At 44.8% G+C, this 25,327-nt stretch carries 29 protein-coding genes; 21 read left to right on the top strand and 8 right to left on the bottom strand.

The window, feature by feature from the left end:
* The first annotated feature begins 367 nt into the window (after positions 1 to 367).
* The 6 genes from GC098_RS23015 (at position 368) to GC098_RS22990 (ending at position 4,691) form a co-directional block, all read left to right on the top strand.
* Positions 368 to 1,381, top strand: a complete 1,014-nt coding sequence (locus GC098_RS23015) for an ABC transporter substrate-binding protein (protein WP_171645546.1) — start codon at positions 368 to 370, stop codon at positions 1,379 to 1,381.
* A gap of 27 nt (positions 1,382 to 1,408) precedes the next feature.
* The gene (locus GC098_RS23010) at positions 1,409 to 1,699 is read left to right on the top strand and encodes a thiamine-binding protein (protein ID WP_029194191.1); all 291 of its coding nucleotides are present in this window, start codon (positions 1,409 to 1,411) and stop codon (positions 1,697 to 1,699) included.
* Complete coding sequence (locus tag GC098_RS23005) at positions 1,699 to 2,466, top strand: ABC transporter permease (protein ID WP_171645545.1); 768 nt, start codon at positions 1,699 to 1,701, stop codon at positions 2,464 to 2,466. Before GC098_RS23010 ends, GC098_RS23005 begins: the two co-directional genes overlap by 1 nt.
* A 19-nt stretch (positions 2,467 to 2,485) precedes the next feature.
* A complete protein-coding gene (locus GC098_RS23000) occupies positions 2,486 to 3,262 on the top strand; it encodes an ABC transporter ATP-binding protein (RefSeq protein WP_171645544.1) in 777 nt (258 codons plus the stop codon).
* Positions 3,246 to 4,052 (top strand): TatD family hydrolase, encoded by an 807-nt coding sequence (locus GC098_RS22995; protein ID WP_171645543.1) that lies wholly within the window; start codon positions 3,246 to 3,248, stop codon positions 4,050 to 4,052. The genes GC098_RS23000 and GC098_RS22995 overlap by 17 nt, the downstream gene beginning before the upstream one ends.
* An 84-nt stretch (positions 4,053 to 4,136) precedes the next feature.
* Entirely contained in the window at positions 4,137 to 4,691 is a 555-nt protein-coding gene (locus GC098_RS22990) for a DNA-3-methyladenine glycosylase I (protein ID WP_171645542.1), read from the top strand.
* A gap of 64 nt (positions 4,692 to 4,755) precedes the next feature.
* Here the strand turns inward: GC098_RS22990 and GC098_RS22985 are convergent, their stop codons facing one another.
* From GC098_RS22985 to GC098_RS22975, 3 genes are all read right to left on the bottom strand, one after another.
* Positions 4,756 to 5,055 (bottom strand): hypothetical protein, encoded by a 300-nt coding sequence (locus tag GC098_RS22985; RefSeq protein ID WP_036632364.1) that lies wholly within the window; start codon positions 5,053 to 5,055, stop codon positions 4,756 to 4,758.
* Between the two features lie 127 nt (positions 5,056 to 5,182).
* Positions 5,183 to 6,172 carry a YpdA family putative bacillithiol disulfide reductase gene (locus GC098_RS22980; RefSeq protein ID WP_171645541.1) on the bottom strand — a complete coding sequence of 330 codons (990 nt, stop codon included), beginning with the start codon at positions 6,170 to 6,172 and terminating at the stop codon, positions 5,183 to 5,185.
* 143 nt (positions 6,173 to 6,315) lie between these two features.
* A complete protein-coding gene (locus tag GC098_RS22975; RefSeq protein WP_164826781.1) occupies positions 6,316 to 6,492 on the bottom strand; it encodes a hypothetical protein in 177 nt (58 codons plus the stop codon).
* A 176-nt stretch (positions 6,493 to 6,668) separates the two neighbouring features.
* On the opposite strand from GC098_RS22975, the gene GC098_RS22970 reads away from it, so the two are divergent.
* From GC098_RS22970 to GC098_RS22955, 4 genes are read left to right on the top strand one after another with little or no spacing between them, the layout of a single operon-like run.
* Positions 6,669 to 7,586, top strand: coding sequence for a hypothetical protein (locus GC098_RS22970; protein ID WP_171645540.1), 918 nt, complete (start codon positions 6,669 to 6,671; stop codon positions 7,584 to 7,586).
* Positions 7,587 to 7,624: 38 nt separating this feature from the next.
* Entirely contained in the window at positions 7,625 to 7,933 is a 309-nt protein-coding gene (locus GC098_RS22965) for a Dabb family protein (protein ID WP_171645539.1), read from the top strand.
* Between the two features lie 9 nt (positions 7,934 to 7,942).
* Positions 7,943 to 8,200 carry a DUF2164 domain-containing protein gene (locus tag GC098_RS22960; protein WP_171645538.1) on the top strand — a complete coding sequence of 86 codons (258 nt, stop codon included), beginning with the start codon at positions 7,943 to 7,945 and terminating at the stop codon, positions 8,198 to 8,200.
* Positions 8,201 to 8,230: 30 nt separating this feature from the next.
* A complete protein-coding gene (locus tag GC098_RS22955; protein WP_246358855.1) occupies positions 8,231 to 8,878 on the top strand; it encodes an NUDIX hydrolase in 648 nt (215 codons plus the stop codon).
* Positions 8,879 to 8,930: 52 nt separating this feature from the next.
* Here GC098_RS22955 and GC098_RS22950 read toward each other — a convergent pair whose 3' ends face one another.
* Positions 8,931 to 9,095 (bottom strand): hypothetical protein, encoded by a 165-nt coding sequence (locus GC098_RS22950; protein WP_171645537.1) that lies wholly within the window; start codon positions 9,093 to 9,095, stop codon positions 8,931 to 8,933.
* Between the two features lie 14 nt (positions 9,096 to 9,109).
* Entirely contained in the window at positions 9,110 to 9,364 is a 255-nt protein-coding gene (locus GC098_RS22945) for a YpbS family protein (RefSeq protein ID WP_171645536.1), read from the bottom strand.
* Between the two features lie 228 nt (positions 9,365 to 9,592).
* Here GC098_RS22945 and hrpB point away from each other — a divergent pair, with 228 nt between their 5' ends.
* Genes hrpB through GC098_RS22925 form a run of 4 tightly spaced genes read left to right on the top strand, consistent with a single transcriptional unit; the run spans position 9,593 to position 13,784 of the window.
* Positions 9,593 to 12,079, top strand: a complete 2,487-nt coding sequence (gene hrpB, locus GC098_RS22940) for an ATP-dependent helicase HrpB (protein WP_171645535.1) — start codon at positions 9,593 to 9,595, stop codon at positions 12,077 to 12,079.
* Between the two features lie 33 nt (positions 12,080 to 12,112).
* Positions 12,113 to 12,832 carry an alpha/beta hydrolase family protein gene (locus GC098_RS22935; RefSeq protein WP_171645534.1) on the top strand — a complete coding sequence of 240 codons (720 nt, stop codon included), beginning with the start codon at positions 12,113 to 12,115 and terminating at the stop codon, positions 12,830 to 12,832.
* The gene (locus GC098_RS22930) at positions 12,825 to 13,088 is read left to right on the top strand and encodes a hypothetical protein (protein ID WP_307546358.1); all 264 of its coding nucleotides are present in this window, start codon (positions 12,825 to 12,827) and stop codon (positions 13,086 to 13,088) included. Before GC098_RS22935 ends, GC098_RS22930 begins: the two co-directional genes overlap by 8 nt.
* 45 nt (positions 13,089 to 13,133) lie before the next feature.
* Positions 13,134 to 13,784, top strand: coding sequence for a class I SAM-dependent methyltransferase (locus GC098_RS22925; protein WP_171645533.1), 651 nt, complete (start codon positions 13,134 to 13,136; stop codon positions 13,782 to 13,784).
* A gap of 308 nt (positions 13,785 to 14,092) precedes the next feature.
* On the opposite strand, the gene GC098_RS22920 is transcribed toward GC098_RS22925, so the two are convergent.
* On the bottom strand, positions 14,093 to 15,130 hold the full coding sequence (locus tag GC098_RS22920) for a stalk domain-containing protein (RefSeq protein ID WP_171645532.1): 1,038 nt from the start codon (positions 15,128 to 15,130) through the stop codon (positions 14,093 to 14,095).
* A gap of 197 nt (positions 15,131 to 15,327) precedes the next feature.
* Between GC098_RS22920 and GC098_RS22915 the strand changes: the two genes are divergently transcribed.
* A complete protein-coding gene (locus tag GC098_RS22915) occupies positions 15,328 to 16,434 on the top strand; it encodes a low temperature requirement protein A (RefSeq protein ID WP_171645531.1) in 1,107 nt (368 codons plus the stop codon).
* A gap of 295 nt (positions 16,435 to 16,729) precedes the next feature.
* A complete protein-coding gene (locus GC098_RS22910) occupies positions 16,730 to 17,143 on the top strand; it encodes a hypothetical protein (RefSeq protein WP_171645530.1) in 414 nt (137 codons plus the stop codon).
* Between the two features lie 278 nt (positions 17,144 to 17,421).
* On the opposite strand, the gene GC098_RS22905 is transcribed toward GC098_RS22910, so the two are convergent.
* A complete protein-coding gene (locus tag GC098_RS22905) occupies positions 17,422 to 17,850 on the bottom strand; it encodes a cupin domain-containing protein (protein ID WP_171645529.1) in 429 nt (142 codons plus the stop codon).
* 71 nt (positions 17,851 to 17,921) lie between these two features.
* Here GC098_RS22905 and GC098_RS22900 point away from each other — a divergent pair, with 71 nt between their 5' ends.
* On the top strand, positions 17,922 to 18,500 hold the full coding sequence (locus GC098_RS22900) for a histidine phosphatase family protein (RefSeq protein ID WP_171645528.1): 579 nt from the start codon (positions 17,922 to 17,924) through the stop codon (positions 18,498 to 18,500).
* Positions 18,501 to 18,515: 15 nt separating this feature from the next.
* Here GC098_RS22900 and GC098_RS22895 read toward each other — a convergent pair whose 3' ends face one another.
* Positions 18,516 to 19,187: an SIMPL domain-containing protein gene (locus GC098_RS22895; protein ID WP_171645527.1), complete on the bottom strand. Its 672-nt coding sequence runs from the start codon at positions 19,185 to 19,187 to the stop codon at positions 18,516 to 18,518.
* Between the two features lie 202 nt (positions 19,188 to 19,389).
* Between GC098_RS22895 and GC098_RS22890 the strand changes: the two genes are divergently transcribed.
* The 4 genes from GC098_RS22890 (at position 19,390) to araA (ending at position 25,287) form a co-directional block, all read left to right on the top strand.
* Positions 19,390 to 20,448, top strand: a complete 1,059-nt coding sequence (locus GC098_RS22890) for a sulfite oxidase (RefSeq protein WP_171645526.1) — start codon at positions 19,390 to 19,392, stop codon at positions 20,446 to 20,448.
* Between the two features lie 448 nt (positions 20,449 to 20,896).
* The gene (locus tag GC098_RS22885) at positions 20,897 to 21,991 is read left to right on the top strand and encodes a GntR family transcriptional regulator (RefSeq protein ID WP_171645525.1); all 1,095 of its coding nucleotides are present in this window, start codon (positions 20,897 to 20,899) and stop codon (positions 21,989 to 21,991) included.
* An 85-nt stretch (positions 21,992 to 22,076) separates the two neighbouring features.
* Positions 22,077 to 23,756, top strand: a complete 1,680-nt coding sequence (locus tag GC098_RS22880) for a ribulokinase (protein WP_171645524.1) — start codon at positions 22,077 to 22,079, stop codon at positions 23,754 to 23,756.
* A gap of 43 nt (positions 23,757 to 23,799) precedes the next feature.
* The gene (araA, locus tag GC098_RS22875) at positions 23,800 to 25,287 is read left to right on the top strand and encodes an L-arabinose isomerase (protein ID WP_171645523.1); all 1,488 of its coding nucleotides are present in this window, start codon (positions 23,800 to 23,802) and stop codon (positions 25,285 to 25,287) included.
* Positions 25,288 to 25,327: the final 40 nt, after the last annotated feature.

The following is a 25,327-nucleotide window of genomic DNA, read 5'->3' as shown; positions in this document are numbered from 1 at the left end:
CAACTTTAATGCAACAAGCGTATTTTGAACAAAAATGAGAACGTTCGTAAAACCTCACAAAAGCTGTACATGTATCATAATACCGTCATGTAACTATCATTTCTGTTTGCAATAAGTACGAACATGAGGTATGGTATAAACAAACCAATAAGAACCCACGGGAGCTTGAGAAGTCAGGCTGAGATTGTGACCGTCATTGTCACTCACCGTTAATCTGATCTGGGTAATGCCAGCGTAGAGAACTTACATAAATGCACGTTCATTCGATCTGTTTCGAATGGGTTTATCATTTTCTACACATGGCGCTCCCGGATAACGGGGGCTTTTTCTTGTGGTTAAAAAGAGGTGTGGAGAGGGGAAACAAAGAATGAAATGGAAGAAAATTGCACCACTTATGCTAGTTAGCTTAACAGTCGCCTTGGCAGGTTGCGGCAATAAGATGGCAGAGCAGCCAGCAAAACAAACGCCCAAGCCGTTAACGAACGTGAAGGTCGTTCTGGACTGGACACCAAATACGAACCATACAGGGTTATACGTCGCAAAGGATCAAGGCTTTTTTGAAAAAGAGGGACTGAATGTAGAAATTATTGCTCCAGGCGAAGGCGGAGCCGATGCGATGGTTGCTTCAGGGGCTGCGGAATTCGGTGTCAGTTATCAAGAAAGCATTACACAAGGACGGATTCAAGGTGTGCCATTGGTTTCCATTGCTGCTGTGATTCAGCATAACACATCCGGTTTTGCTTCGCCGGTAGCGAAGAATATCAAGTCGCCAAAAGATTTCGAGGGAAAAACGTATGGCGGTTGGGGTGCTCCTGTAGAAAGCTCAATGATCGAATCGCTAATGCAATCCGAGAAAGCGGATCCGAGCAAAGTGAAGATTGTGAACATCGGTGATGCCGATTATTTCACAGCTGTGAAACGCGATATTGATTTCGCTTGGATTTACTATGCTTGGACAGGTGTAGATGCCGAGCTGCGCGGCGAGCCGATGAATATGATTTATTTGAACAAATATTCGGATAAACTGGATTACTATACACCGGTTCTTGCGACGAATGAGAAAATGATCAAAGAGAAGCCTGAGCTCGTGAAAGCCTTCATGGCTGCCGCATCGAAAGGGTACCAATTTGCTATCAGCAAGCCTGAAGACGCTGCTAATATTTTGATCAAAGCGGTTCCTGATCTAGATAAAAAACTTGTGCTTGCCAGTCAAAAATGGCTCAGCCCTCGTTATCAAGATGATGCTGCTCGTTGGGGAGAACAAAAAAAATCCGTATGGGAAAACTATGCGAATTGGATGCTAGATCATAAGCTGCTCGAGAAAAATATCGATGCAGATGCTGCATTCACGAACAAATTCTTACCGGAAAACTCAAAATAACATGATTAGTTGGAGGAGGCACTTATAGTGGCTAATGCACTTGTCAGTATTCAAATCATCCCGAAAACGAAAAACAATGAAGATGTAATCCCCTATGTAGATCGTGCAATTGAAGTCATTGCTAAGTCTGGTGTGAAGTATTTTGTATCTCCGCTGGAAACGACGATGGAAGGGGAGCTCGACCAACTTCTGGCGATCATTCAAGACATGAATGCCGCGATGATTGAGATGGGCAGCCCTAATGTTATTTCACAGGTGAAAATATACTTCAACCCGTCGGGTGCTTCTATGGACAAGCTGACGGAGAAATATAGATAATGAAACAGCATCGCTGGTTCAAAGCGGGGTGGCCACCAATTGTTGTGGTCATCCTTCTGCTGCTTTTATGGCAGCTTGCCGTGACTTGGGGAGGTACAGCAAGCTGGTTGCTGCCTAGTCCGCTCAAAATATGGAAAGACGGCACAACGGATATGCCCAGAGTATGGATGCACACTTTCGCCACACTTCGTTTGATGTTGATTGGGTTTAGTGTTGGTGTAACAGGCGGCGTGTTTGTTGCTAGCTGCTTACATCGGGTGCCTGCGTTAAAGGCTGGTTTTTACCCGCTCCTTATTTTATCTCAAAATGTCCCAACTATTGCGCTGGGGCCGCTGCTCATCATTTTATTTGGTTTTGGCATTTTACCTAAAATCCTATTAATTTCACTTGTTTGCTTTTTTCCTGTAACGATGTCCACCTTGGATGGCTTCATGCAAACGGACCGCAGTATGTACAACTACATGCAGATGATCGGCGCCAGCAAACGGCAAATCTTTTATAAATTAGAGCTGCCGCATGCTTTGCCATTTCTCTTCACGGGACTCAAAATATCGGCTACATACAGTGTGATGGGGGCCGTGATTGCCGAATGGCTTGGTGGAGGCGTTGGACTGGGCTATTATATGATTTTGCAAAAATCGGCGTTCCGTGCTGATCGCGAATTTGTCGCTATTCTGATGATTGTCACGCTCAGCTTATTCTTCTTCTGGCTCATCGCGGGGCTTGAGAAGCTCGTCATTCGATGGAACGCGAAACGGTCATCTTAAAGAAAGGAGAGATGAGTTCATGAGTAAATTAGAACTTAGAGGCATTCATCAAACGTTCCCTGGTAAAAAACAGCGTGTATCCGTGCTTGCGGATATTTCTTTACATGTTAAAGAGGGGGAGTTCGTTTCACTTATCGGCCCATCAGGTAGCGGAAAGAGCACCCTTTTTCACATTATTGGCGGGCTTGTAAAGCCTACTTCAGGGGAAGTATGGTTGGACGGCGTGAATGTGACAGGCTCTAAGGGCCTAATCTCTTATATGCCGCAGCAGCCTGCCTTGTTCCCTTGGCGTTCTATTGAGTCCAACGTAGCACTTGCTCAGGAAGTTGCAGGAGAAACGCGAACAGAAGCGCTAGCCAAAGCAAGAGAGTGGCTGCCCAAGGTTGGACTAGGCGGCTATGAGCAAGAGCTTCCGCATGTACTTTCAGGAGGTATGCAGCAGCGTGTCTCTTTTCTGAGAGCTTTGCTCAGTCCACAGGAACTCATGTGTCTGGACGAGCCGTTCGGCTCCTTAGACGCACTTACTCGGCAAGACATGCAGGCGTGGCTGCTTAATATATGGGAACAGAATAAGCGCTCCATTCTATTTGTGACGCATAGCATTGAAGAAGCGCTGTTTCTATCAGATCGTATCTATGTACTGTCTAACAAACCTGCCAGAATCATAGAAGAGCTGGTTATTCCGTTTGCAAGGCCGCGTCAAGAGTCCGTCATGCTTGACCCGAAATTTCAAGAGCTTCGACAGTTTATTCAGAGGCTTTTGCGTCAGGAGATTACGTATGATAAAAGCGATTGATGCCCATATTCATCTCGATATGTACATGGAAACAGATGCAACGACTCTGTTAGCGGAATTAGCAGAGTGCCACATCGAGGGGCTTATAGCAGTGTCGAGACATCTGGACTCTTGTAAGTCAACTGAGTGGCTGCTGAAGCAAGCCCCAGATCAAGTTTTTGCAGCCTATGGTTTCCATCCTGAACAAGAATTGCCTACGGAAGGTCAGTTGAATGATTTAATCGGATGGATTCGTGAGCATTCGTCTAGGATGATCGCTGTTGGTGAAATTGGTTTGCCTTATTATATGAGGCTTGATGCTGAAGCAAAGGGACGTGTTTTTGAATTAGCGCCTTACATTGCACTGCTTGAGAGCTTCTTGAAGATAGCAGCGGATTTGGATAAACCGGTCGTCTTGCACGCTGTGTACGAGGATGCTGACGTTGTGTGCGACTTACTTGAGAAGCATGGCATTAAAAAGGCGCATTTCCATTGGTTCAAAGGGTCACATTCAACGGTGGAGCGAATGATTCAAGCTGGCTACTTTATCTCCATAACACCGGACGTTCTCTACGAAGAAGAAATACGAATACTTGTTCGTAACTATCCTATTACGCACTTGATGGTCGAAACGGATGGCCCATGGCCTTTCGAGGGGCCCTTTGAGGGGCAGCAGACGCATCCGCGTATGATCCATGCTGTCATTGAACAGATAGCTCTTCTAAAAGGACTGCCAGTGGAAGAAGCGGCAACTACGCTATTAAATAATACCAAACAATTCTATGGCATTCCTTCACCTTACTTATTCTAATTAAATCTAACTGGACATCTATTCGTATAGGTTTTATAATAATACAGAACGCATGTTCGATTTCTAGATAAGGTGAGTGTTTAAATGACTATTAGATGCGGTTGGGTTAATGAAGATCCGTTATATATCGATTACCATGATCATGAATGGGGTGTTCCTGTCCATGATGACCGGCATTTGTTCGAGATGCTTAATCTGGAAGGCGCACAAGCGGGACTGAGCTGGTATACGATTCTGAAGAAGCGACAGAGCTATCGGGAAGCGTTCGATGGGTTTGATCCGCACATCATAGTGAACTATGACGATAAGAAACTGAATGAACTTCTTGAGAATTCAGGTATCGTTCGCAATCGCTTGAAAATTGCATCCGTTGTTCAGAATGCGAAAGCCTTTCTAAAGGTGCAGCAAGAGTTTGGCACGTTTGATTCCTATATCTGGGGGTTCGTTGGTGGGAAGCCGATCAACAATCAATGGACGGATATGAGTCAAGTGCCTGCTACATCAGAAATCTCTGATGCCATGAGTAAAGACTTAAAGAAGCGTGGTTTCAAGTTTGTGGGTTCGACGATTTGTTATGCTTATATGCAAGCGGTTGGCATGGTGAACGATCACAACCAAACCTGTTTTCGATATAAATAAAGTGTAGAGAAAAGGCCATCTGATAGGACGATCGTCCAAATCAGATGGCCTTTTTGTGCTTCAATCAGGCGTATTGGAGTTGCTTCTCCATTAGATTGGTTTTAATTAAATAAATACGCTTGCGAATGTAGAAGTCATATACGGCTCCAGTTAGTTCGCGAGGTTTAATGCGATTATTTGTGTCGTTATCTATGATTGTCACCGAACCATCGTCATAAAACTTGAACGTATAATCGGCGTAGTGGGTGTGTGCTTCGTCAAGCATGGCGTCAATCTGTCCGGGAAGAAGATGGTCAGTGTCACACAATGCCTTGTGGTACCAATAATCTCTCTCGATAAAACGGAAATTGTGACTGGTGTTCATCATGTTAACTACCTCCTCATCTAATTGGAACATTTGTTCTTATTTACATTATAGCAAACAAGTGTTCGTAATGGAAGAGGAATCTATGAAAAATGGGAAATATTTTCATATGATAAAAAACCTCCAATCAATTGGATTGGAGGTTCATTCTGGAAACGATATGCTTCGTGATAGCCAGACCATGCATACGGCCAGTTTCTATGAAAATTTCGTTCGCATCATATTTAGATGAAGCGACAACACCAGCAACATATAAACCAGGGATGTTCGTTTCCATCGTGTCAGGTTGAACGAGAGGAGCGTTGGTTTCTTCGTGAAATTGTACACCGATGGAGGTCAGAAGCCCACGATCCGGTCGAAATCCGGTTAGGGCAAGAACGAAGTCATTGTCTAAAGTGATGTGTTCGGTTGCTTTTCGCACGGTAATGGTATGCTCATCAATACGTTCCACTTTGGAATCGAACCACATGCGAATACGACCTTTATTCACCATACTTTCAAAAATCGGTCGAACCCAAGGTTTGATGTTGGCTGAGAAGTCCTTGCCGCGGTAAACCACCGTAACTTCAGCGCCAACTCTGAGCAAATCCATGGCTGCATCGACCGCGGAGTTGTTTCCGCCAATAACGGCTACTTTTGCCCCTGCATAAGGATGGGCTTCTTTATAATAATGCGTTGTCTTTGGCAGTTCTTCACCAGGAATACCGAGCAAATTAGGATGATCAAAGTAGCCGGTAGCTACGATGACATTGCGAGTGCTATACGCCGCCTTTTTCCCGAATTGGTCCTCTGTATGGACTTTAAATCCCGTCTCTAATTGTTCGATAGAAACAACTTCCTCATAAGAAAAAATTCGCAGCTGTTCTCTACGCGCAACCTCTCTGTAGTAGACCAAAGCTTCTTGGCGATAAGGTTTTTCATGAGGTGTTGTGAACGGATAACCGCCAATTTCCAACAACTCTGGCGTGCTGAAAAATTGTAAATAGGTTGGATATAAATAAATGGCATTAACGATACAGCTTTTTTCTATAAGTAAAGGTGAAAGGCCTTCGCGCTGTAAGGCGATAGCGGCTGACAAACCGCAAGGACCCGCACCTATGACGATGACTTGTTCCATTAGAACAACCTCCCCAAGACTAAATACTCATTACATAGTATCGCAAGCTGAGGAAGATGCCAAGTTTAGCTAAGGGAAAAAAGAGCAGACAACTACCCCCTTGATGTAGGAAATAGTATGCTGCTCTGAATCTAAGATGACCCTTACTTCTGATTCAATTGTCGTTCTTCGTTACCTTCGCTAATGTCGTCTTCCGCTATGTTGACAGGTGTCGTATTGGGGGCATTTTCTAACGTGTCGTTCACGAAAGCCATATCTTGATTTTTCGCATTCATGTTCGTTGTGCCTTTGTATTTGCCTCTATGCTTCTCGTTTTCCATGTCGTTCATCCTTTCAAGGGCAGGTTAGCGTTCAGCTTTAACGTGTACAATTGAGGTTGTTTTTATTCTCCATAAAAAGGAAAGTTGATGAAACCAAAGAAAGCTGGGCGTCGTCTAGTAGAGTAGATGAATTGTGTAAGGGATGGTGGAATATGATTCAAGAGCTTGTGCAAAGATTGGCAGCAGCCAAAGAAAATGGCCGCTTGCAAGCAGTTTGGTCGGCCCGGCTAGCGGATTTAGAAAGAGAATGGAGTAACTCAAAAGATCATATTGTCATTTGGGAAGAACAGCTCATCAAAGAAAAAAGAGATGTAGAAAAATTGAAAACTCACAGCTTTACCAGCTTTCTGTATGATTTAATGAACAAGAAAGCAGAGAAGCTGGCTGTTGAGGAACAAGAACTGCTGGAACTGAAATTTAGATATAATGAAGCTGTTCGTCGAAGGGATCATCTTGAGCAAGAGATACAAGAAATGCGGAACAAGCTCCATTCCGTGCGATTTTGGGACTTAGAAGTGGAAGATTTGACCCTGAAAATTGAATCTTATATTCATGTTAATGACTCAGGCAAGAGCAGGCAGCTGCGGGAGCTCTCTGAACGGATAGCGGAATTTCAATTACAAATCAAAGAGCTTAAAGAAGCGTTAAGTGCAGGAGACTCAGTCCTGAAATATTTGCAATTAGCAGCTGAATCACTTCGTTCTGCACGTAATTGGGGCACTTATGATATGCTCGGCGGCGGCATGCTGTCAACGCATATCAAACATGGAAAAATTGATGAAGCCATGGATCATGTACACGCTGCTCAGAGTAGACTAAGCCGTTTTGAGAAGGAACTTAAGGATGTCCATATGACGTTATCTATAGATAGCCATATTAGCGAATTTCTCAAATTCTCAGATTACTTCTTTGACGGATTATTAACGGATTGGTTGGTTCAAGGTAAGATTCACGAAACTTCAAAACAAGTAGAAGATAAAGCGATGGAAGTGAATCGACTGTGTAATGAATTAGAGCAAGCTTTAAGTAAGTCGGAGTCGAGCATGGAAGAAGCAAAGAGGTTATATAGTTCGTTGATACAAAATCCGCTATAATGGATAGAAAGATGGAGAAAAAAGGAGAAGAGAGACCTATGAATCAAGCAAGTATCAAACATATGGTGATATTTAATTTACACGCAGGTAAAGATACGCTGGAAGCCGAACAATTTCTAAAAAGCAGTGCTCAGGAACTTGCGGCAATACCTGGGGTTGAGCAATTTGAAGTGTTTCGTCAAGTTAGCACAAAGACAGATTATGATTTCGGATTTTCAATGGTATTTGCAGATAGAGCAGCTTATGAAGCTTACAATGTTCATCCGATACATACCCATTATGTTGCGGAGCGTTGGGTAAAAGAAGTAAGCCGGTTTCAAGAAATCGATTTGTCTATTTTTGAGTGAGGTGCTCTTATGAAACCATTGAAATTAGCGAAAGAAGAGAAGGAATTGTTGATTGAGGATTTGCAAGGCCATCTGGAATTGGACCATAATATTGAATTAGGACGTTTGGCCACGGAACAATTAATCGATTATATGCTTCAACAATTGGCTGCACCTATTTATAACCAGGCCATAGAAGATGCAGGCAAGACCTTGATGGAAAGAATGAGTTCATTGGAAGAAGACCTCTATGCCATGAAAATGACGAAAAAAATAATACGCAGGTAGCAGGTACATAGAAGGTTCTGAGGGGAGAACATGAGTAATTTGAACAAGTCCGAAGAGCTGTTTGATATCTATGATGAAAAGATGAATAAGCTTGGGGTTGCTCCGCGCTCAGAAGTGCACGCGAAAGGGCTGTGGCATCGAACTTTTCAGTGTTGGATCGTTAGCCTAGAAGGGAAGAAACCTAGTCTCTTACTCCAGTTAAGACATCCAGAGAAGGATCTGTTTCCGAACTTGCTGGACATTTCTTGCGCTGGGCATCTTGCAGCCGGAGAAACCACAGAAGACGGTGTGAGGGAGCTAGAGGAAGAGCTTGGGCTGAAGGTCGATTTCAGTGATTTAATCCCTTGCGGGGTATTTGCAGAAGAAGATCTGATTTCGGATCAACTGATTGATCGTGAGTTTTGTCATGTGTTTATATATCGCTGCGACCAACCACTGAATCGTTATATTCTTCAGCCAGAAGAAGTAAGTGGTCTGTACGCAGTAAGTGTCGTAGACCTTGAGCGCTTAGCTCATCAAGAAACAAAAGAAATAATGGCAAGTGGTTATAAAATGGGGATCGAAAGCGAGCTAGATCAAACAAATCTGCTTCTGACCCTAAATCATTTGGTGCCGCATCCAGTCGCCTATTTTGATCTTGTGTTTCGTACACTAAGGGAAAATGGATGGTCTGAATGAAAAAGAACCGTATCGGGTGACCCAATCGGTTCTCATTGCGTACATATTATTTTTAGACGAAATACTTGGTCGCTATGTAAGCATATGCGATATAACAGACAATGGAGAGTCCGATACAGACAATACCAAGAGCTATTTTCCGCTTAAACAAAAGCAAGAATCCGGCACTAAATGCTGATCCCATAACTAGCATTGAAATAAAAGTTAGAACACCCATCGCTATTTATCTCCTTAACCTTTGTTTACGTAATCACGCACCATGTCTTCAGTTACATAAGAACGGAGCGGAGAAATACCTTCTTTGGCATGGGCGATGATTTGGGCTGTTACGGCGTTGATCGCATCAACGCTAAAAGGGAGCCCGCTTCTGCACAGATCGACAGCAGCGTCAATAGCTTGCTCACGCTGTGCATCTAGCTCTGCAAACCTAACGAGATGTAGGTGCTGTGCATTCGAATGTTTGGATATCGCTTCATGTACATTCATCTTAAAGTTCTCCTTTAGTGACCAGATTCTAATCTAGTATACACGATTGAATAGGTGAGGAACAGTTTTTGTAAGAGGAAATCCGAACAATAATCGACATTATAAACTCGCCTCATTAATAATTAATGTCATTAATTGAATGAGTCCAGACTTGAAATGACGGAAACCCGCTCGAAACGCATGGAGCAAGCGATAACAAGACTGACAGAAGCCTCGGAGTGAAAACTAATGAACTCGTTACCGATTGAAACCGTGCTTCCTCAATTGAAAGAAGCCTTACTAACAAATCCATGCACAATATTGGTCGCTCAGCCTGGTGCGGGCAAAACAACGCAAGTACCGTTAGCTATTCTACAAGAGTCTTGGCTGCAAAACCAAAAGATACTCATGCTTGAGCCTAGAAGACTGGCAGCTCGTGCGGCTGCTCGATATATGTCTAAGCTTCGTGGTGAAGAAGTTGGGCAGACCATTGGCTATCGAGTGAAAAATGACACGAGGGTTGGACCGAACACGCGAATTGAAGTGATAACGGAAGGTGTGCTTACGCGCATGCTTCAAACAGATCCTGCCTTGGAAGGGGTGGGGGCTGTTATTTTTGATGAGTTTCATGAGCGCAGCTTACATGCAGATTTGGGGTTGGCACTTAGCAGGCAATCACAAACCCTTTTGCGTGAGGATCTGCGAATTCTGATTATGTCGGCTACGATTGAGGCTAACACGGTTTCGGCCATGCTGGATCATGCACCGATTATTCAAAGTGAAGGGCGAACTTATCCTGTTGTCACTCAATATCTGGATGCGAAAATGACGAGTAGAATAGAACAGGTTGTAGTAACAAACATCCAACGGGCCTTGCAAATGAATGAAGGCAGCTTGCTTGTTTTTCTCCCTGGAGCAGCTGAAATTCATCGTGTTGCTAACAACCTTGCTGCACTTAAATTAGGAAAAGAGATAGAGATCGCACCTCTGTATGGTAATCTCTCCCAAGAGGCACAGGATCAAGCACTGGCAGTATGTTCGCCAGGGCACCGGAAGGTTGTGCTGGCCACTTCAATTGCCGAGACAAGCTTGACCGTCGAAGGCGTCACGGTCGTTATCGACAGCGGGCTCATGCGCGTGCCCCGCTTCTCGCCACGCACCGGCATGACTCGTCTGACGACGGTGCCTGTGTCTGTCGCCTCTGCGGATCAGCGCAGAGGCCGTGCCGGTCGGCTCGGTCCAGGCGTGTGTTACCGCCTGTGGACCGAGACCGAGCAGCGGCAGCTCCCGCTGAGCAGTACGCCAGAAATCCGCGAAGCGGATCTGGCACCGCTCGCGCTGGAGTTGGCCGCCTGGGGCGTGCCAGACCCAGCTTCGCTGGTCTGGCTAGACCCGCCGCCTGCTGCTGCGTATCAGCAGGCGCGGGAATTGCTCGTGCAGCTGGGCGCGCTGCACGAGGACGGGGGCTTGAGCGCGCACGGCAAACGCCTAGCGTCGCTCCCGCTGCACCCGCGGCTTGCGCATATGGTGCTGCAAGCCATACCGCTTGAGCTCGGCGCGCTAGCGTGCGAGCTCGCCGTAATGCTTGGGGAGCGCGATTTCATGCGCGCTGCTGAGGGCCGAGATGCGGATATTCGTACCCGCATCGAAGTGCTCTGGCGCGCTGCGCAGGGCGAGCAGCGCGTAGACGTTGACTTTGGCTTATGCCGCCGCATCGCGGCGGAAGCCAAAGTGCTCATGCAGCAGCTCGGCATCCGTCCGAGCGGGAATAAAGCGAATGCGAGCGGATTGCTGCTCGCATTCGCTTATCCCGACCGCGTCGCGCAGCGGCGGTCGACAGGTCGGTTCTTGCTCAGCAGCGGGCGCGGCGCTGTGCTGCCCGAGCTGCAGTCGCTCTCGAACGAGCGTTATCTCGTCGCCGCCGAGCTGGACGATAACGGTGCGGAGAGCCGTATTTATTTGGCAGTCCCCATTCAGGAGGAAGAGCTATTTGAAGCCTTTGAGGACCGCTTGCTGAAAGAGCAAGAAGTGGTATGGGAACAGACAACGGGTTCCGTTAAAGCAAGACAGCGCCTTCGGTTAGGTGCCATCATCCTCAAAGAAAACCCATTACAGGATCCAAACCCAGACTTGGTGATGCAAGCTTTGATATCCGGAATTCAGGCAGAATCTTTGGAGCTGCTGCCTTGGACTCGGAGTGCGAGGCAGCTTCAACAGCGTGTTATGTTTTTACATCGATTTGATGTAGAATGGCCAGATATGGGGGACGCCAATTTGCTTGCTTCCTTAGAGGACTGGCTGGGGCCCCATCTTTACGGTTTGAAAAGCAAGGGGGCTTTAGGGCGTCTTAACTTGACAAGTATATTAGAAGAAATGCTAACATGGGAGCAGCGTCGATGGTTAGAAGAATGGGCGCCAACGCACATTCAGGTACCCAGCGGTTCCCGAATTCCCGTTGATTATAGCGTCAGTGAGTCGCCTGCTTTATCGGTTCGATTACAAGAAATGTTTGGTTTAGCCGATACCCCTCGGATCGCAAAGGGGAGGGTGCCCGTGACCTTACACTTATTATCGCCTGCTCAGCGTCCTGTACAGGTGACGAAGGATTTGGCGAGCTTCTGGCGGGATGCTTATTTCGAAGTCAAAAAAGATCTCAAAGGCCGATACCCTAAGCATTACTGGCCGGACGATCCGATGGCGGCGATGCCGACAAATCGAGCTAAACCGCGTTCCTAACCTAATTTGCACGAGAAGGGAACTGAGCAAGCCATGACAATCCACTCCGAACCGGAGGAATTCGTCATTTATGTATCTGCTGGTTTTGCCACAGCGCCTTATTTCCTCGATGCTTTCGCCGCGGAACTAGCTGCTCGTTTTGAACAAGCAGGTTCACGTGTCCAAGTCGTTATTCATTATCCGTATGGCGATTGGACGAGGCGAAAGCAAGTGCAGCTCCGAGAAATTACCAGTGATCTATGGAACAATGCACATCGGAAGAGGTCTCATTATGGCGGCAAAAGCTTGTTGAAGTTGATTAACGACAACCTTGTCCCTAAACAGCAGTTGCTGCTAATCGGACATAGTGCAGGGGCTGTGGCTTCTATTCTGGCGGCCGATGCCCTTATGAAAGAGGGGGTTTCCATCCTCGGTGTGGTCCAAATTGGATCGCCGAAATGTGCGATTCCTCCATCGTTAAAGAGCCGTGTTCTTTATCTTGATGCTGCTAATCAGTTGGATAAATCCAATGATCCAGTTCCTAGACTGGGCACATGGGGTGGCTGGATGAGAACACGCTTGGGATTGCGCCGTTGGAATGGCATGAAACATGCTCCTTCTCATCGGCAAACTTTACCGTTAATAGGTGGACATGCCGATTATTTCAGAGATCACAATCCCTATATATGGAATGAAGCAACGAACCTGCAGACCACGATGAACACGATTTGGACTTGGTTACAACGAATAGAAAAGGATGATGAACATGATTGAAATACTAAAAGCGAGCATGGAACACAGCAAAGAAGAAGGCTACCTCGGGCAAGTTCAATTCAAGGTGGAAGGCCATGAGCATCCGTACGAAATTACCCTGCAAAGCAAACGAGGTAAAGATGACTGGAGCTACGCCCTTCACTTTTTACAGGAATCAGGAAAAGAAGAGGATATTGAAGCTGTTGAAGACTTGCTGGAAGACGACGAGTGGTTTGATATGCTAGTGGACGCTGCTCAAAAAACCCTAGTGAAGTAATACATTCAGCTTACATATCGATCGTTTGGATGGGAGAAAACGCCGATGGATCCTGAGATAAAGGCAACGCTCAAGATGAGCTATGATCAACAGGCTAGATTGCGGGATGGGGATACAGTTCAGTCGTGGAAAGTAGATGAGATGGATCGTTTTTTGGCTAGGCTGCAGGCAGCTGATAAGGGTAGTGGGCAACGGATTTTGGATCTTGGAAGCGGTTCTGGCCATCAAGCGATTTATTTGAAAAATCATGGATGCCAAGTCACTTGCGTTGATTTATCCGATGAGATGGTGAACATTTGCCTTCAAAAAGGACTTGAAGCCTTTGCCATGGATTTCTACACCTTGGATTTGGAGCCGGAATCCTTTGACGCAATTTGGACGATGAATGCTCTGCTTCATGTACCAAAGGATAGTTTTCTACAAGTTCTAGCCAATATGGAGCGAGTCCTGAAGCCAGTCGGTTTCTTGTACTTGGGCCTGTATGGAGGTTACGAAAGCGAAGGGATTTGGGAGAATGACACGTACAGACCTCAACGCTTTTTCGCCTTCTATGAAGATGAGCACATTCAGAGAAAAGTAAGTGAGGTATTCGATATCGAACACTTTTCTGTTCTACCGATGGAGGGCATGCAGGCCGATTACCAATCGATCTTCGCCAAGAAAAAACAACCAAACCTTCTCTCAGTACCGAAGTAATACAAACGCCGAAATGGTTTCGTGAAAAAGATAATCCTAATTAGTTCAGAACTTGCTGAACTAATTAGGATTATTTTCGTTACTAATTCCTCGCGAACCATGGTACTTTGAGATGAGGTAAAGACTTTTGCTGTTCATGATGATCGCATCAATCTTAGCCAATCTTATTGTTTGGTTTATGCCCAAGCGACTGACTCGTCTTGCTTCTTTTTTAAGAAGAAATAGCAAAAAAGCCTTATGAATAATATTCCAAGAATCCTCGTTAAAAATAAGAGTCATGCTGCATTCGCAACATGACTCACCCTCATTTAGAATAATCTCCTGGCCGTAACAAAACGCTTTTTCCATTTTTCATCGAAGTCAGTGATGTGAACGCCGAGCTCTTTCGAATAAGTTTGAAGGATTTTCCCGTCTCCCGCATAGATGCCTACGTGGCCGATATCGAGCCCACGAGCGCTGAAGAACAGTAGATCGCCTTTGCGTATTTGGTCGATTCCAATTTCTTTCCCTTTCTGTGCTTGGTCGTAAGATACTCTTGGCAGATCGATGGATAGCACTTCGTTAAAAACATGTCGGACGAAAGAAGAGCAATCGAACGTATTGGTTTGGCCGGAAGCGGCACCGAACTCGTAAGGGGTTCCCAGAAATTTGGACCCGAAAGTGATCAACTCATCCGCTTTCTTCTCGGCCAACGCCGGGCTTGTGTAATCGGAATACATCGGTGTGGCCGAGATGAAGCCAATTGTATTGTCTTTGGTCTGCACCTCCAGCCAATTTCCGTCGATTTCTCGGATTACGTGGACTTTCTCGTTTTTCGGAAGCATACGGAGGACGCGGGTATCCGTATCTTTACCTGGAGAGTCACGCAGGTTGACGCCATATTCGATAGTGGTTTCATAGTCATGAGCTGATGAAATCGTAATCGAACGGGAATATTCATGCCATTTCACGAGATTGCCTAGCGTTTCGCTAATAAATCGCACCGGAACCATAGTAAACCCGTCTATAATTTTGCCTGGCACAGGTATCTCCAGCCGTTCTTGGTTTTTATAAGCAGCTGTTTCTCCGATTCGGTATGTAAGGACAATGCCATCTTTAATGGCAGTAACTGTTCTTGTATTCTCATCCCAAGAAATTTTTGCACCCTCAGCCTCAAAAATGGCACGCATCGGGACGAGGCTATAGCCGTTTTCGATAACGGGAGGAGTCTGGAAGGACATCGGATGCCCATCCAGAAATACAGAAGGCGATGGATTCTCAGCGGCTTGTGCCGATGTTGCCTGAAGTAACATCACGGACAGCAGCGTAAACGTTGTGCCTTTAAGGAAGCTTGTTTTAATCTTCATTTTTATACACCCTTACTAAGTTTTCTTTGATAATAGATAGACGCATCTGCTTGGGTGTTAGTTGCTTTCCAATTTGTGGGAATCCTAATAGCGCGAAAAACAGTGAAACTCCAGAAAGTTTCATCATTTGATAAGCCTATATGCTAAAATGTGGATAGTATTTTATTAAATCACATCCAAACCAAAGGAGTAGAATGATGAAACAAATCACAGCATTTGCTGAGAAGAAAGTTACCTGGCTGGAACTTTTCTATGATCTGCTTTTTGTAGCGGCAGTTTCAAAGGCAAGTCATGTCTTGTTACATGTCGAAAATGGAGCAATTCCAGTTGAATATTTAGCCAAATTCGTCCTCATATTTGTTCCGATTTGGTGGGCTTGGGTTGGGCAATCCCTCTTTGTAAACCGATTTGGACGAGATATCTTATCTCACCGAATATTTCTGATTCTACAATTATTTTTTGTACTCATCATGACGGCCAGTCTATCGGTTAATTTTGACCAATACTATGTTCCCTTCTTAATAGGCTATATTGGTTTAAGAGCGATGACAGCCATCCAATATCTTTCCGTACATAAAAAAGAAGAATCACATAGAAAGATCACTGCCCGTTATTTAGGGAGTCGCTTTTGGATTGGATTGGTGATATCTTCTTGCTCACTTTTCTTCGACTCATGGATTCGTTATGCAGTATTGTATGCGGGAATTACAGTAGACATTTTGCTCCCATTAATCGGTCGGCACTACTTGGTGAAAAGCCCTATAAATACGCATCATCTATTAGAGCGCTTCTCGTTGTTTACACTCATTCTTCTTGGTGAATCCGTAATCAGTATACTTGCAGTCTTGCAGTCTAGTGACTGGACGTGGCAATCTATTGTATTTGCGTCAATCACCTTTTTATTAATTATTGCTATATGGTGGCAGTATTTTGATAATGTTGAAAAGAAAGTGAATAAGACATTAGAAACTGCCGGGCAAACCATCATTTATGGCCATTTATTCATTTATTTATCCATGTGTATGATTGCAGCATCGATCCAATTGTTATTTTTGAAACAATTAAATTATTCATTTATGCTAAGTTTTATTTTTGGATCTGTACTACTTTACTTTTTCTCAACCACGTTGGTTTTCCATAAATATCGACACGCACATCAAAGACTAGGTATATATCACTTAGTGTTATTGGTAGGGTTACTTGGGATTTTTTTCACGGTGGATATGTTTTTTCTTTTACCAAATTACATGATTATTGGAGAAGTGATGCTGTTCTTTGGGGTATATGCTAAATTAACGACTTGAACTTTAGATGAATGAACCAAGACAAACATCGTGCCGTGACTTATCGCCTTCCTCATATAATGTGGGTAGTTTGTTATACCTTGAAGGATATGAGAAAGGATGATGGCATTGGCCCGAAGACGGACGTTATCAAGCGTAGATAATGACATACAAGCTCTGAGGAGAGATGTTAAGAAGCTTGAACAGCCCATAACATCAGACAAATTAGCAAGGAGGGCTGTAACGAGTAGGGAACTTGCTCAAAGATCTGTTAGTGGATCCAAAATAGCAAGGAGGGCCATCACACTAGACAAACTTGCTCCGATTTGTAGGAAGCAATACACCTGTCCCATTTATCATTATCCAAGGATCGGGAGACGCTACGGCGGAGTTAATTTTACCGCCAATTACATTGCTGCCTAATCAGGTGGTCAAATTAGATGCGTTTGCGAATGTTAATTTTATCGTCGTTCAAAATTATTCGGTGGATAGCTCCATATCCAGAAATCAAGGAGACATCGTTACAACGGATCATGCTGTAATGATCCAAAATCAGGGTCAGCCCTTTTTTCCGCAAGCAGCTGTAACGACTACTCTAACTTGGGTGGATAATCCAGGTCCAGGAACTTATAATTACTCGTTTACAATTACAGGTTCAGCTAACGGTATAACAGACGCTTCTATAAATAGTAGGGGATTAACCGCCATGGTTATTACCGTTACACAGTAATTGATTAAAAAGCTTATTGGAAAAAATGGAAATAAGGCTGGACACAAGTCGTGTTCAACCTTATTTTTAATATAGGATAGGGGGACCATTTTATGAAAATAACGGATGTTCCATTTTGCACAATTGACTGGAGTGAAATAAGCGCTACTCAACAGAATTTAAACTCACGCCAGGAGTCAGTTATCAAGTAGCTGACGATGCAAATCCACATAGATCTTATACGAAAACAGGAGCCAAATTATTTATTGTAGATTAACAAATCTGCTGCCTCTATTACGCTAATCAGCTAATAATCGTTTCTTTTGTAATGCTGCTTCGAGTTCGGGAAGAAGGAGGACACTCTCCTGTTCATTAGGATCAGTACGGGCAATCAGAGCCGTGCAGGACTCAGTTTCACTCGGATTATATGGCAGATGGGGCATCCCTGCTGGGATGTAAAGAAAGTCCCCCGCATCCAATTCCATATGCAGTTCAAGCTGCTCACCATACCACATTGCGGATTTTCCTTGAAGCATATAAATGGCTGTCTCATGATCTTGATGAAGGTGAGCCTTCGCTCTTATTCCTGGTGGAATAGTCAATAAATGCATGCAGATCCCTTGAGCATCAACGCTTTCCTTTGATATGGCTTCGGCATAATCAAGTCCTTGTTTTCCATGATAAGTTCGAGATGAACGGATAAGTCGACAAGTACTCTTTTTATCCACTTCGTTATGCACCTCCTTATGATTCAAAATATTAGATTTACGGGGAAAAGAAGCAAGTGAAAGGAGAAGTAATGAAAACCTATATTTATTTTATTCGGCATGGGATAGCCCCATTTTCAATTGAACATGAAAGATCAGGAGGCACTAGTCTTTCTGAACAAGGAGAATTAGACGCTAAGAGAGTGGCAGAGTTATTAAGTAACGAAGACATTGATGTTATTGTTTCCAGTTCTTATTTTCGAGCATTAGAAACGGTAAGTCCATTGGCAGAGCTATTAAAGAAAGAAATTATTCCATACATAGAGCTTATCGAGAGACCGATCGCTAGCTTGAATTACGCAGTATCCGAAGAGGAATTATTAATTGGAATTGAACAATCTTTTGTCGATATTGATTTTTGCTTGCCCGAAGGAGAAACAACAAGACAGGCGCAGGAACGGGCTATTCCATTAATTATGAAATTACTGTCCGACTTTAAAGGCAAGAAAATCGCTATTGGCACGCACGGAAATATCATGACGATCATATTGAATTATTTTGATTCTAATTACGGATTCAAATTTTGGAAACAGACCTCTAAACCTGATATTTATAGACTAGAGTTTGAAGAAAAGGAATTAAAACTTGTTGAGAGGTTGTGGAATCACTGAAACCAGCAAGATTCGTCATCGGTCTGCGAACTGGTACCACACGCGTACTTTGGCATAAATCGTTAATTGTCCCGGTTGGATCGGGGTAACGGTACTTTTGGAAAGCATGGTAGCTGCATAAGGGATGGGTTCAGCGGTTCCGGTAATTTCTTGGATTTGACTGGGGACTGTGACAAGAGTAACTCCCAGTGTATTTGCAATGGTCACTGCCTTTTGATGGGCGTTTCGAATGGCAAGCGATAATGCCTGATTTTCGTAAAATTCTGGTTGTGAAGTCGTAAACTTAATGTCGGTGATGTTATTGGCACCACTGGAAACGGCAGTGTCAACGATAATTCCTGTCAGTTCTACTCTATCGTTAGTGATTTGTAAGAGATGGGTTACTTTATAGCCTCGAAAAATTTGCTTCCCTTCTTGGTAATCGTACTGAATTTCAATTCCAAAATCGTACGTTTGTATCTTTTCCCGGGGGATGTTTAGATTTAATAAGGACTGAATGATCGTGGTTACGATCTTTGCGTTTTCGGTTTGGACAGCAGGTAAGACAGGACCTTCAGTTATGGCGCCCAGCACCACTATCGCTCTGTCGGGAATTGCAGCCGCTGTTCCCGTACCTAGGACTTCTATTGTAGGTGGGCATTTATAATGGGAGAAAGAGGCCGACTTATTAACTGGATAATTGCACATAGAAGGACTCCTTTCAAGTGAGGGCACAATCTAATGTATGGACATATTCGGACTAAAATTCTTATTTAAAAAGGGACTGTCAATCGACAGCCCCTTTTACTTTTAAATAGATGTCGTGTCTGAATAGGGTGGAAGGCGATACAGGAGTCTCTTTTCAATAAATGATCCATATCTTTAAGTAAGATCTTGTTCTTACGAAAGGATGGTTAAATTGTTGTATTCGCCTCATTTGATTACACGAAGAATCATGCCAGAAAATCAAGAATTCCCAATGCTGGCATTATCCAGTAGAGTCACGCCTGAACATCTGTTTTATATCCGAAACCATTTTCCATATCCGAATGTGGACATGCGAACTTGGGGACTTTCTATTGAAGGATGTGTAAATAAACCAATTCATTTTCGGTATCATGATCTCTTAAAAATGCCTCAAGTTACACTGCCTGTAACACTCGAGTGTGTTGGAGATAAGAGGTCATTTTTTCAACCGAAAACTCGCGGCGAGCAGTGGGGACTAGGAGCAATTAGTCATGCGGTTTGGACAGGGGTTCGTCTTCAAGATTTATTGTATGCAGCCGAAGTTCGAAGGAATGCACGAGAAGTAACGTTCGAGGGCATGGATAAGGGAGTTCGAACGGATATGCCAGGCGTGTTTTCCTATACAAGAAGTTTATCTCTGGAACAGGCTTTGCATCCCGATACGATTGTAGCCCTATACATGAATGGCAAACCGCTGCCCTTCCGTCATGGTTATCCAGCTAGATTAATTGTTCCAGGATGGTACGGAATGGCTTCAGTCAAATGGCTACACCGTATCGTCGTTATAGAGGAACACTTTCAAGGACCTTTCCAAGTCGTAGATTATGTGTTTGATCGAAAACCATTAACTCCATCCGCTTCCGAACCGGTTACTACCATTCGTCTTAATTCGACCATTGCGGGACCAACTGATCAGGAGGTATTGGCAAAAGGGGAGAATTGGGTATGGGGAATAGCGATATCTGGGAGTGATCCAGTCGTTCTGGTAGAGATAAGTACGGACAACGGAAACACCTGGCATGCTGCAACTTGGTTGGAACAACAAGAAACATATTCTTGGAGGCGTTGGTGTTGGAAATGGACGGTAACTGAATCCGGAACCTACGACATTAAGGTCAGGGCTAAGGATGCAGCAGGTAATACTCAAAGTGAAATGGCCGATTGGAATGTAAAAGGTTACGGCTATAATGCGATACAGCATATACGTGTTTATGTAGACTGATCTTTTTATTCGATTTAATGAGGGCTTTTGTGCTTCAACACCTTTAAAAGCAGTGCGTTCCTTGTCAGAGGGCGTGCTGCTTTTGTTGTATGCAAAGCTTACCCTTTTTTATTTGACCGCTCCAGCTTAAGCGCGTTTTCCGAGCTTATTTGCTAGTGCGCTTATATGATCGGCGCTCCTGAATAAGCGCGAAAAACGCGCTTATTCAGAACGAACGCGCGGGATGATCTGCTGAGAAGTCGATTTCCGGCTTCTCAGACTCCGTCAACGAGCTTCGGCTCGCAGAGATTTCGCTGTAAGCGCGGAAAAAGCGCTTATTTGCTCGTGCGCTCCTGAATAAGCGCTTTTTTCGCGCTTACTTATTGTACACCTCTAAACTCCCCCTATATGTACATACAAGTTGAGTAAATGATATAATACGGTCAGAATCAATAACCTGAGGTGAATTATGAAAGAAAAGCAAATGCCGAAATACTTACAGTTGAAACAGGAGATCCTATCGTGGCTTCATACCGGGAAACTGAAACCGAATGATCAAATGCCATCAGAAAATGAAATAGCCGAGCAATTTCAGATGAGCCGTCAAACCGTTCGTCAGACGTTCGGCGAGTTAGAGCAAGAAGGTTGGCTATATCGGATGCAAGGAAAAGGGACATTCGTTTCCACGCCTCAAACGCAAAAAAGTCGAGATGTGCAAACCATTGGCATTCTGACAACTTATATATCTGATTATATTTTTCCACATATCGTAAGAGGAGCGGAGTCTGCCTTACGTGCGAGAGGATACAGACTGCTCTTGTCTTCCACAGACAACGATAAGGAAAAAGAGAAGGAAAGCCTTGACATGATGATGAGTCAGCCCTTAAGCGGCCTTATTATTGAGCCGACCAAAAGCGCGGAAGGCAATCCGAATTTAAACTATTACCTTTCCTTAGACTATCAGCATATTCCTTATTTGATGATTAATGAGCGGTATCCGGAGATGAATTGTCCTTCTTTGGTTGTGGATGATGAAGAGGGCGGATTCAAGGCTGCTCAGCATTTAATTGAGCTTGGGCATCGCCGTATTGCTGGTTTCTTCAAGACGGATGACTTGCAGGGGGTTAATCGGCTGAAAGGGTTTATTCGTGCTCATCATCACTATCAAATCCCGTTGTTACCGGAATTCGTCATTCATTATTCGACGGAGGAGAAGAGACAAAAACCTTACGAAAGCGCAATAGCGATGCTAGGTCAGGAGGATGAGCGGCCAACGGCTTTCGTTTGCTACAATGATGAGATAGCTATTCATCTGCTTGAAGCTGTACGTACAACAGGTCTTCAAGTGCCGCAGGATATCTCGCTAGTCGGTTTTGATGACTCTTCTTTAGCAACCGCAACAGAGGTCAAGCTGACGACACTTTCGCATCCAAAAACGGAAATGGGTGCTGATGCAGCTGAGATATTGATCGATATGATACAGAATAAACGAGCAAATGGAAGTAAAACGGGGAAAGTCTATAAGCCGGAATTAATCGTCAGGGAGTCAACCATCCGAGTTTAACTGTCACAAAAATTCATCTAGCCAACTTGTACGTACAAGTGATATACTGAATATAGAAACAGCTGAAATTTGAAGGAGGCTATCCATGTCTAAAAGATATGCGATTGGTGTTGACTATGGAACGGAATCTGGCCGTGCCGTATTGGTCGATTTGAGTGATGGAACTGAGGTTGCCGATCATGTAACGCCATACCCGCACAACGTTATTGATGAGAAGTTGCCCATATCTGGGATCAAGCTTGCGTATGATTGGGCTTTGCAGCATCCCCAAGACTATATCGATGTATTGACCCAGTCTGTTCCAACCGTTGTGCAGGCATCCGGTGTGAATCCAGCCGATATTATCGGACTTGGTATTGATTTCACGGCATGTACGATGCTCCCGATTGATAAAGAGGGCCAGCCGCTTTGTTTCAATCCGCTACTAACGAATAATCCACACAGCTGGGTGAAGCTATGGAAGCATCATGCGGCTCAAGACGAGGCGAATCTTATTAACGAGATCGCGGAAAGCCGAGGAGAATCGTTCCTTGCTCGTTACGGCGGCAAAATATCTTCTGAATGGATGATTGCGAAGGTTTGGCAAATCTTAAACGAAGCTCCTGATATTTATGAGCAAACCGATCGATTCATGGAAGCAACAGATTGGGTCGTCTCGCAAATGACGGGTCAATCGGACATTGTCCGTAACAGCTGTACCACAGGCTATAAGTCCATTTGGCATAAAAAAGATGGCTATCCGAGTAAAGCTTTCTTTAAGGCTCTCGATCCTCGTCTTGAAAATTTAACAGAAACTAAGCTTCGCGGTGATGTTGTTCCACTCGGCACCAAAGCTGGTGAGCTAACAGAAGCAATGGCTAAAATGATGGGTCTGAAGCCAGGAACTGCCATTGCCGTCGGTAACGTAGATGCACACGCAGCTGTTCCAGGTGTTGGTGTAGTAACACCAGGTAAACTGGTCATGGCGATGGGGACTTCCATTTGTCATATGCTGCTAGGAACAGAAGAGAGAGAAGTTGAAGGGATGTGCGGCGTCGTAGAAGACGGCATTATTCCTGGATATTTGGGCTATGAAGCTGGTCAGTCGGCGGTTGGGGATATTTTCGCTTGGTATGTGGAGCAGGGTGTACCAGCTTATGTGCAAGCTGCGGCTGAGGAAGAAGGAACGAATGTGCATGAATGGCTGGAACGCCATGCATCCGCTTACAAACCGGGAGAAACCGGTTTACTTGCCCTGGACTGGTGGAACGGTAATCGTTCCGTACTCGTGGACACCGAATTAAACGGTCTTATTTTAGGTTATTCTCTCTTAACGAAGCCAGAGGAAATTTACCGCACATTACTGGAAGCAACTGCGTTCGGAACACGTAAAATTGTCGACGCATTCCACAATAATGGCGTAGAAGTGCAAGAATTATTCGCTTGTGGCGGGTTACCGCAGAAAAATCGCCTACTCATGCAAATTTATGCCGATGTAACGAATCGGGAGATCAAAATCGCGGATTCCAAACAAACGCCAGCTCTAGGAGCAGCGATGTTCGGGGCTGTTGCTGCAGGTGCTGCCAATGGCGGTTATGACAATATCGTTGACGCAGCGCACAAAATGGCACGTGTTCGGAAAGAAACGTTCAAGCCAATCGCAGAGAATGTAGCTGTCTATGAGCAGCTTTATCAGGAGTACAGCAAACTGCATGATTATTTCGGACGCGGAGAGAATGATGTGATGAAGAGACTTCGTTCTATTCGTGAGGAAGCTCGTCATTAGTTCGGATTCTTACATTCCTAACCAACCAAGGAGGCTATTAGCCATGAACCCTTTTTCAGAAAAAGTATTTTGGTTCGTCACCGGAAGTCAGCATTTGTATGGACCTGAGACATTGCTGCAAGTGGATGAGCATTCCAAGCAAATCACAGAAGGGATTGACCGTGACTCGTCAATTCCGAGTAAACTAATTTTCAAACCTGTACTGACAACACCAGATGCCATCCGGAGACTTTGTCTGGATGCCAATGCGGATGACACTTGCGCAGGAATCATTACATGGATGCATACGTTTTCGCCAGCAAAAATGTGGATTGCCGGTCTCGCTGAATATCGCAAACCGCTGCTTCACTTACATACCCAATTCAATCGTGATATCCCGTGGGAATCGATCGATATGGACTTCATGAACCTGAATCAAGCGGCGCATGGCGACCGCGAGTATGGCTTTATCGGTGCACGTATGGGTATTTCACGTAAAGTGGTTGTTGGCTACTGGGAAGATCCAGCTGTACTAAGTCGCATTGCTGGTTGGATGCGTACAGCGGTTGCTTTCGTAGAAGGACGCAGTCTGAAAGTGGCTCGTTTTGGTGATAACATGCGTCAAGTGGCTGTTACGGAAGGCGATAAAGTGGAAGCTCAAATTAAATTTGGTTGGTCCATCAATGGCTACGGGGTTGGCGATCTTGTACAGCGTGTAGGAGACATCTCAGAAGCTGAGGTCGATCATTTAATGGACGAGTACAATGAAGTTTATGATATTATGGCTGAAGGCCGCTCGGCAGGTCCAGTGCGTGAAGCGATTCGTGAGCAAGCTCGCATCGAGCTTGGAATGAAAAGTTTCTTGCAAGAAGGCGGCTTCGGCGCATTCACGACAACTTTCGAGGATTTGCATGGGCTGAAGCAGCTGCCAGGACTTGCCGTTCAGCGGTTGATGGGGCAAGGATACGGCTTTGGCGGTGAAGGCGATTGGAAAACGGCGGCGTTGACACGCGTGATGAAGATCATCGCCGACAACAAAGGAACGTCCTTCATGGAGGATTACACCTACCATATGGAGCCAGGTCAAGAGCTCGTGCTTGGCGCACATATGTTAGAAATTTGTCCGACAATTGCAGCTACGCGTCCCAAAATCGAGGTTCATCCGCTCGGTATCGGCGGTAAAGCGGATCCAGCTCGCCTCGTTTTCGACGGTGCTTCAGGGACAGCTCTGAATGCATCGCTGATCGATATGGGCAACCGATTCCGTTTGCTGATTAACGAAGTTGACGCTGTTCAACCAGTCAAAGCTATGCCTAAATTGCCTGTAGCGCGTGTGCTTTGGAAGCCGCAACCATCGCTGCGAGATTCTGCAGAAGCTTGGATTTACGCTGGCGGCGCGCATCACACGGTATTTTCATATAACGTAAGTACGGAGCAATTAGTGGACTGGGCAGAATTAGCTGGAGTCGAAGTTGTGATTATTAATAAGAACACCTCAGTGCTGCAGTTCCGTAATGAGCTTCGCTGGAGTGAGGTTGCTTGGAAACACTAAACAGATAGCAAGTAGAATTGTGCTTTTAATAAATGAGAAA

This window comes from Paenibacillus phytorum, from assembly GCF_013141715.1.
Lineage (GTDB): Bacteria > Bacillota > Bacilli > Paenibacillales > NBRC-103111 > Paenibacillus_E > Paenibacillus_E phytorum.
Note: the sequence above shows the minus strand (reverse complement) of the source record. Positions and strands in the feature narration are given on the sequence as shown.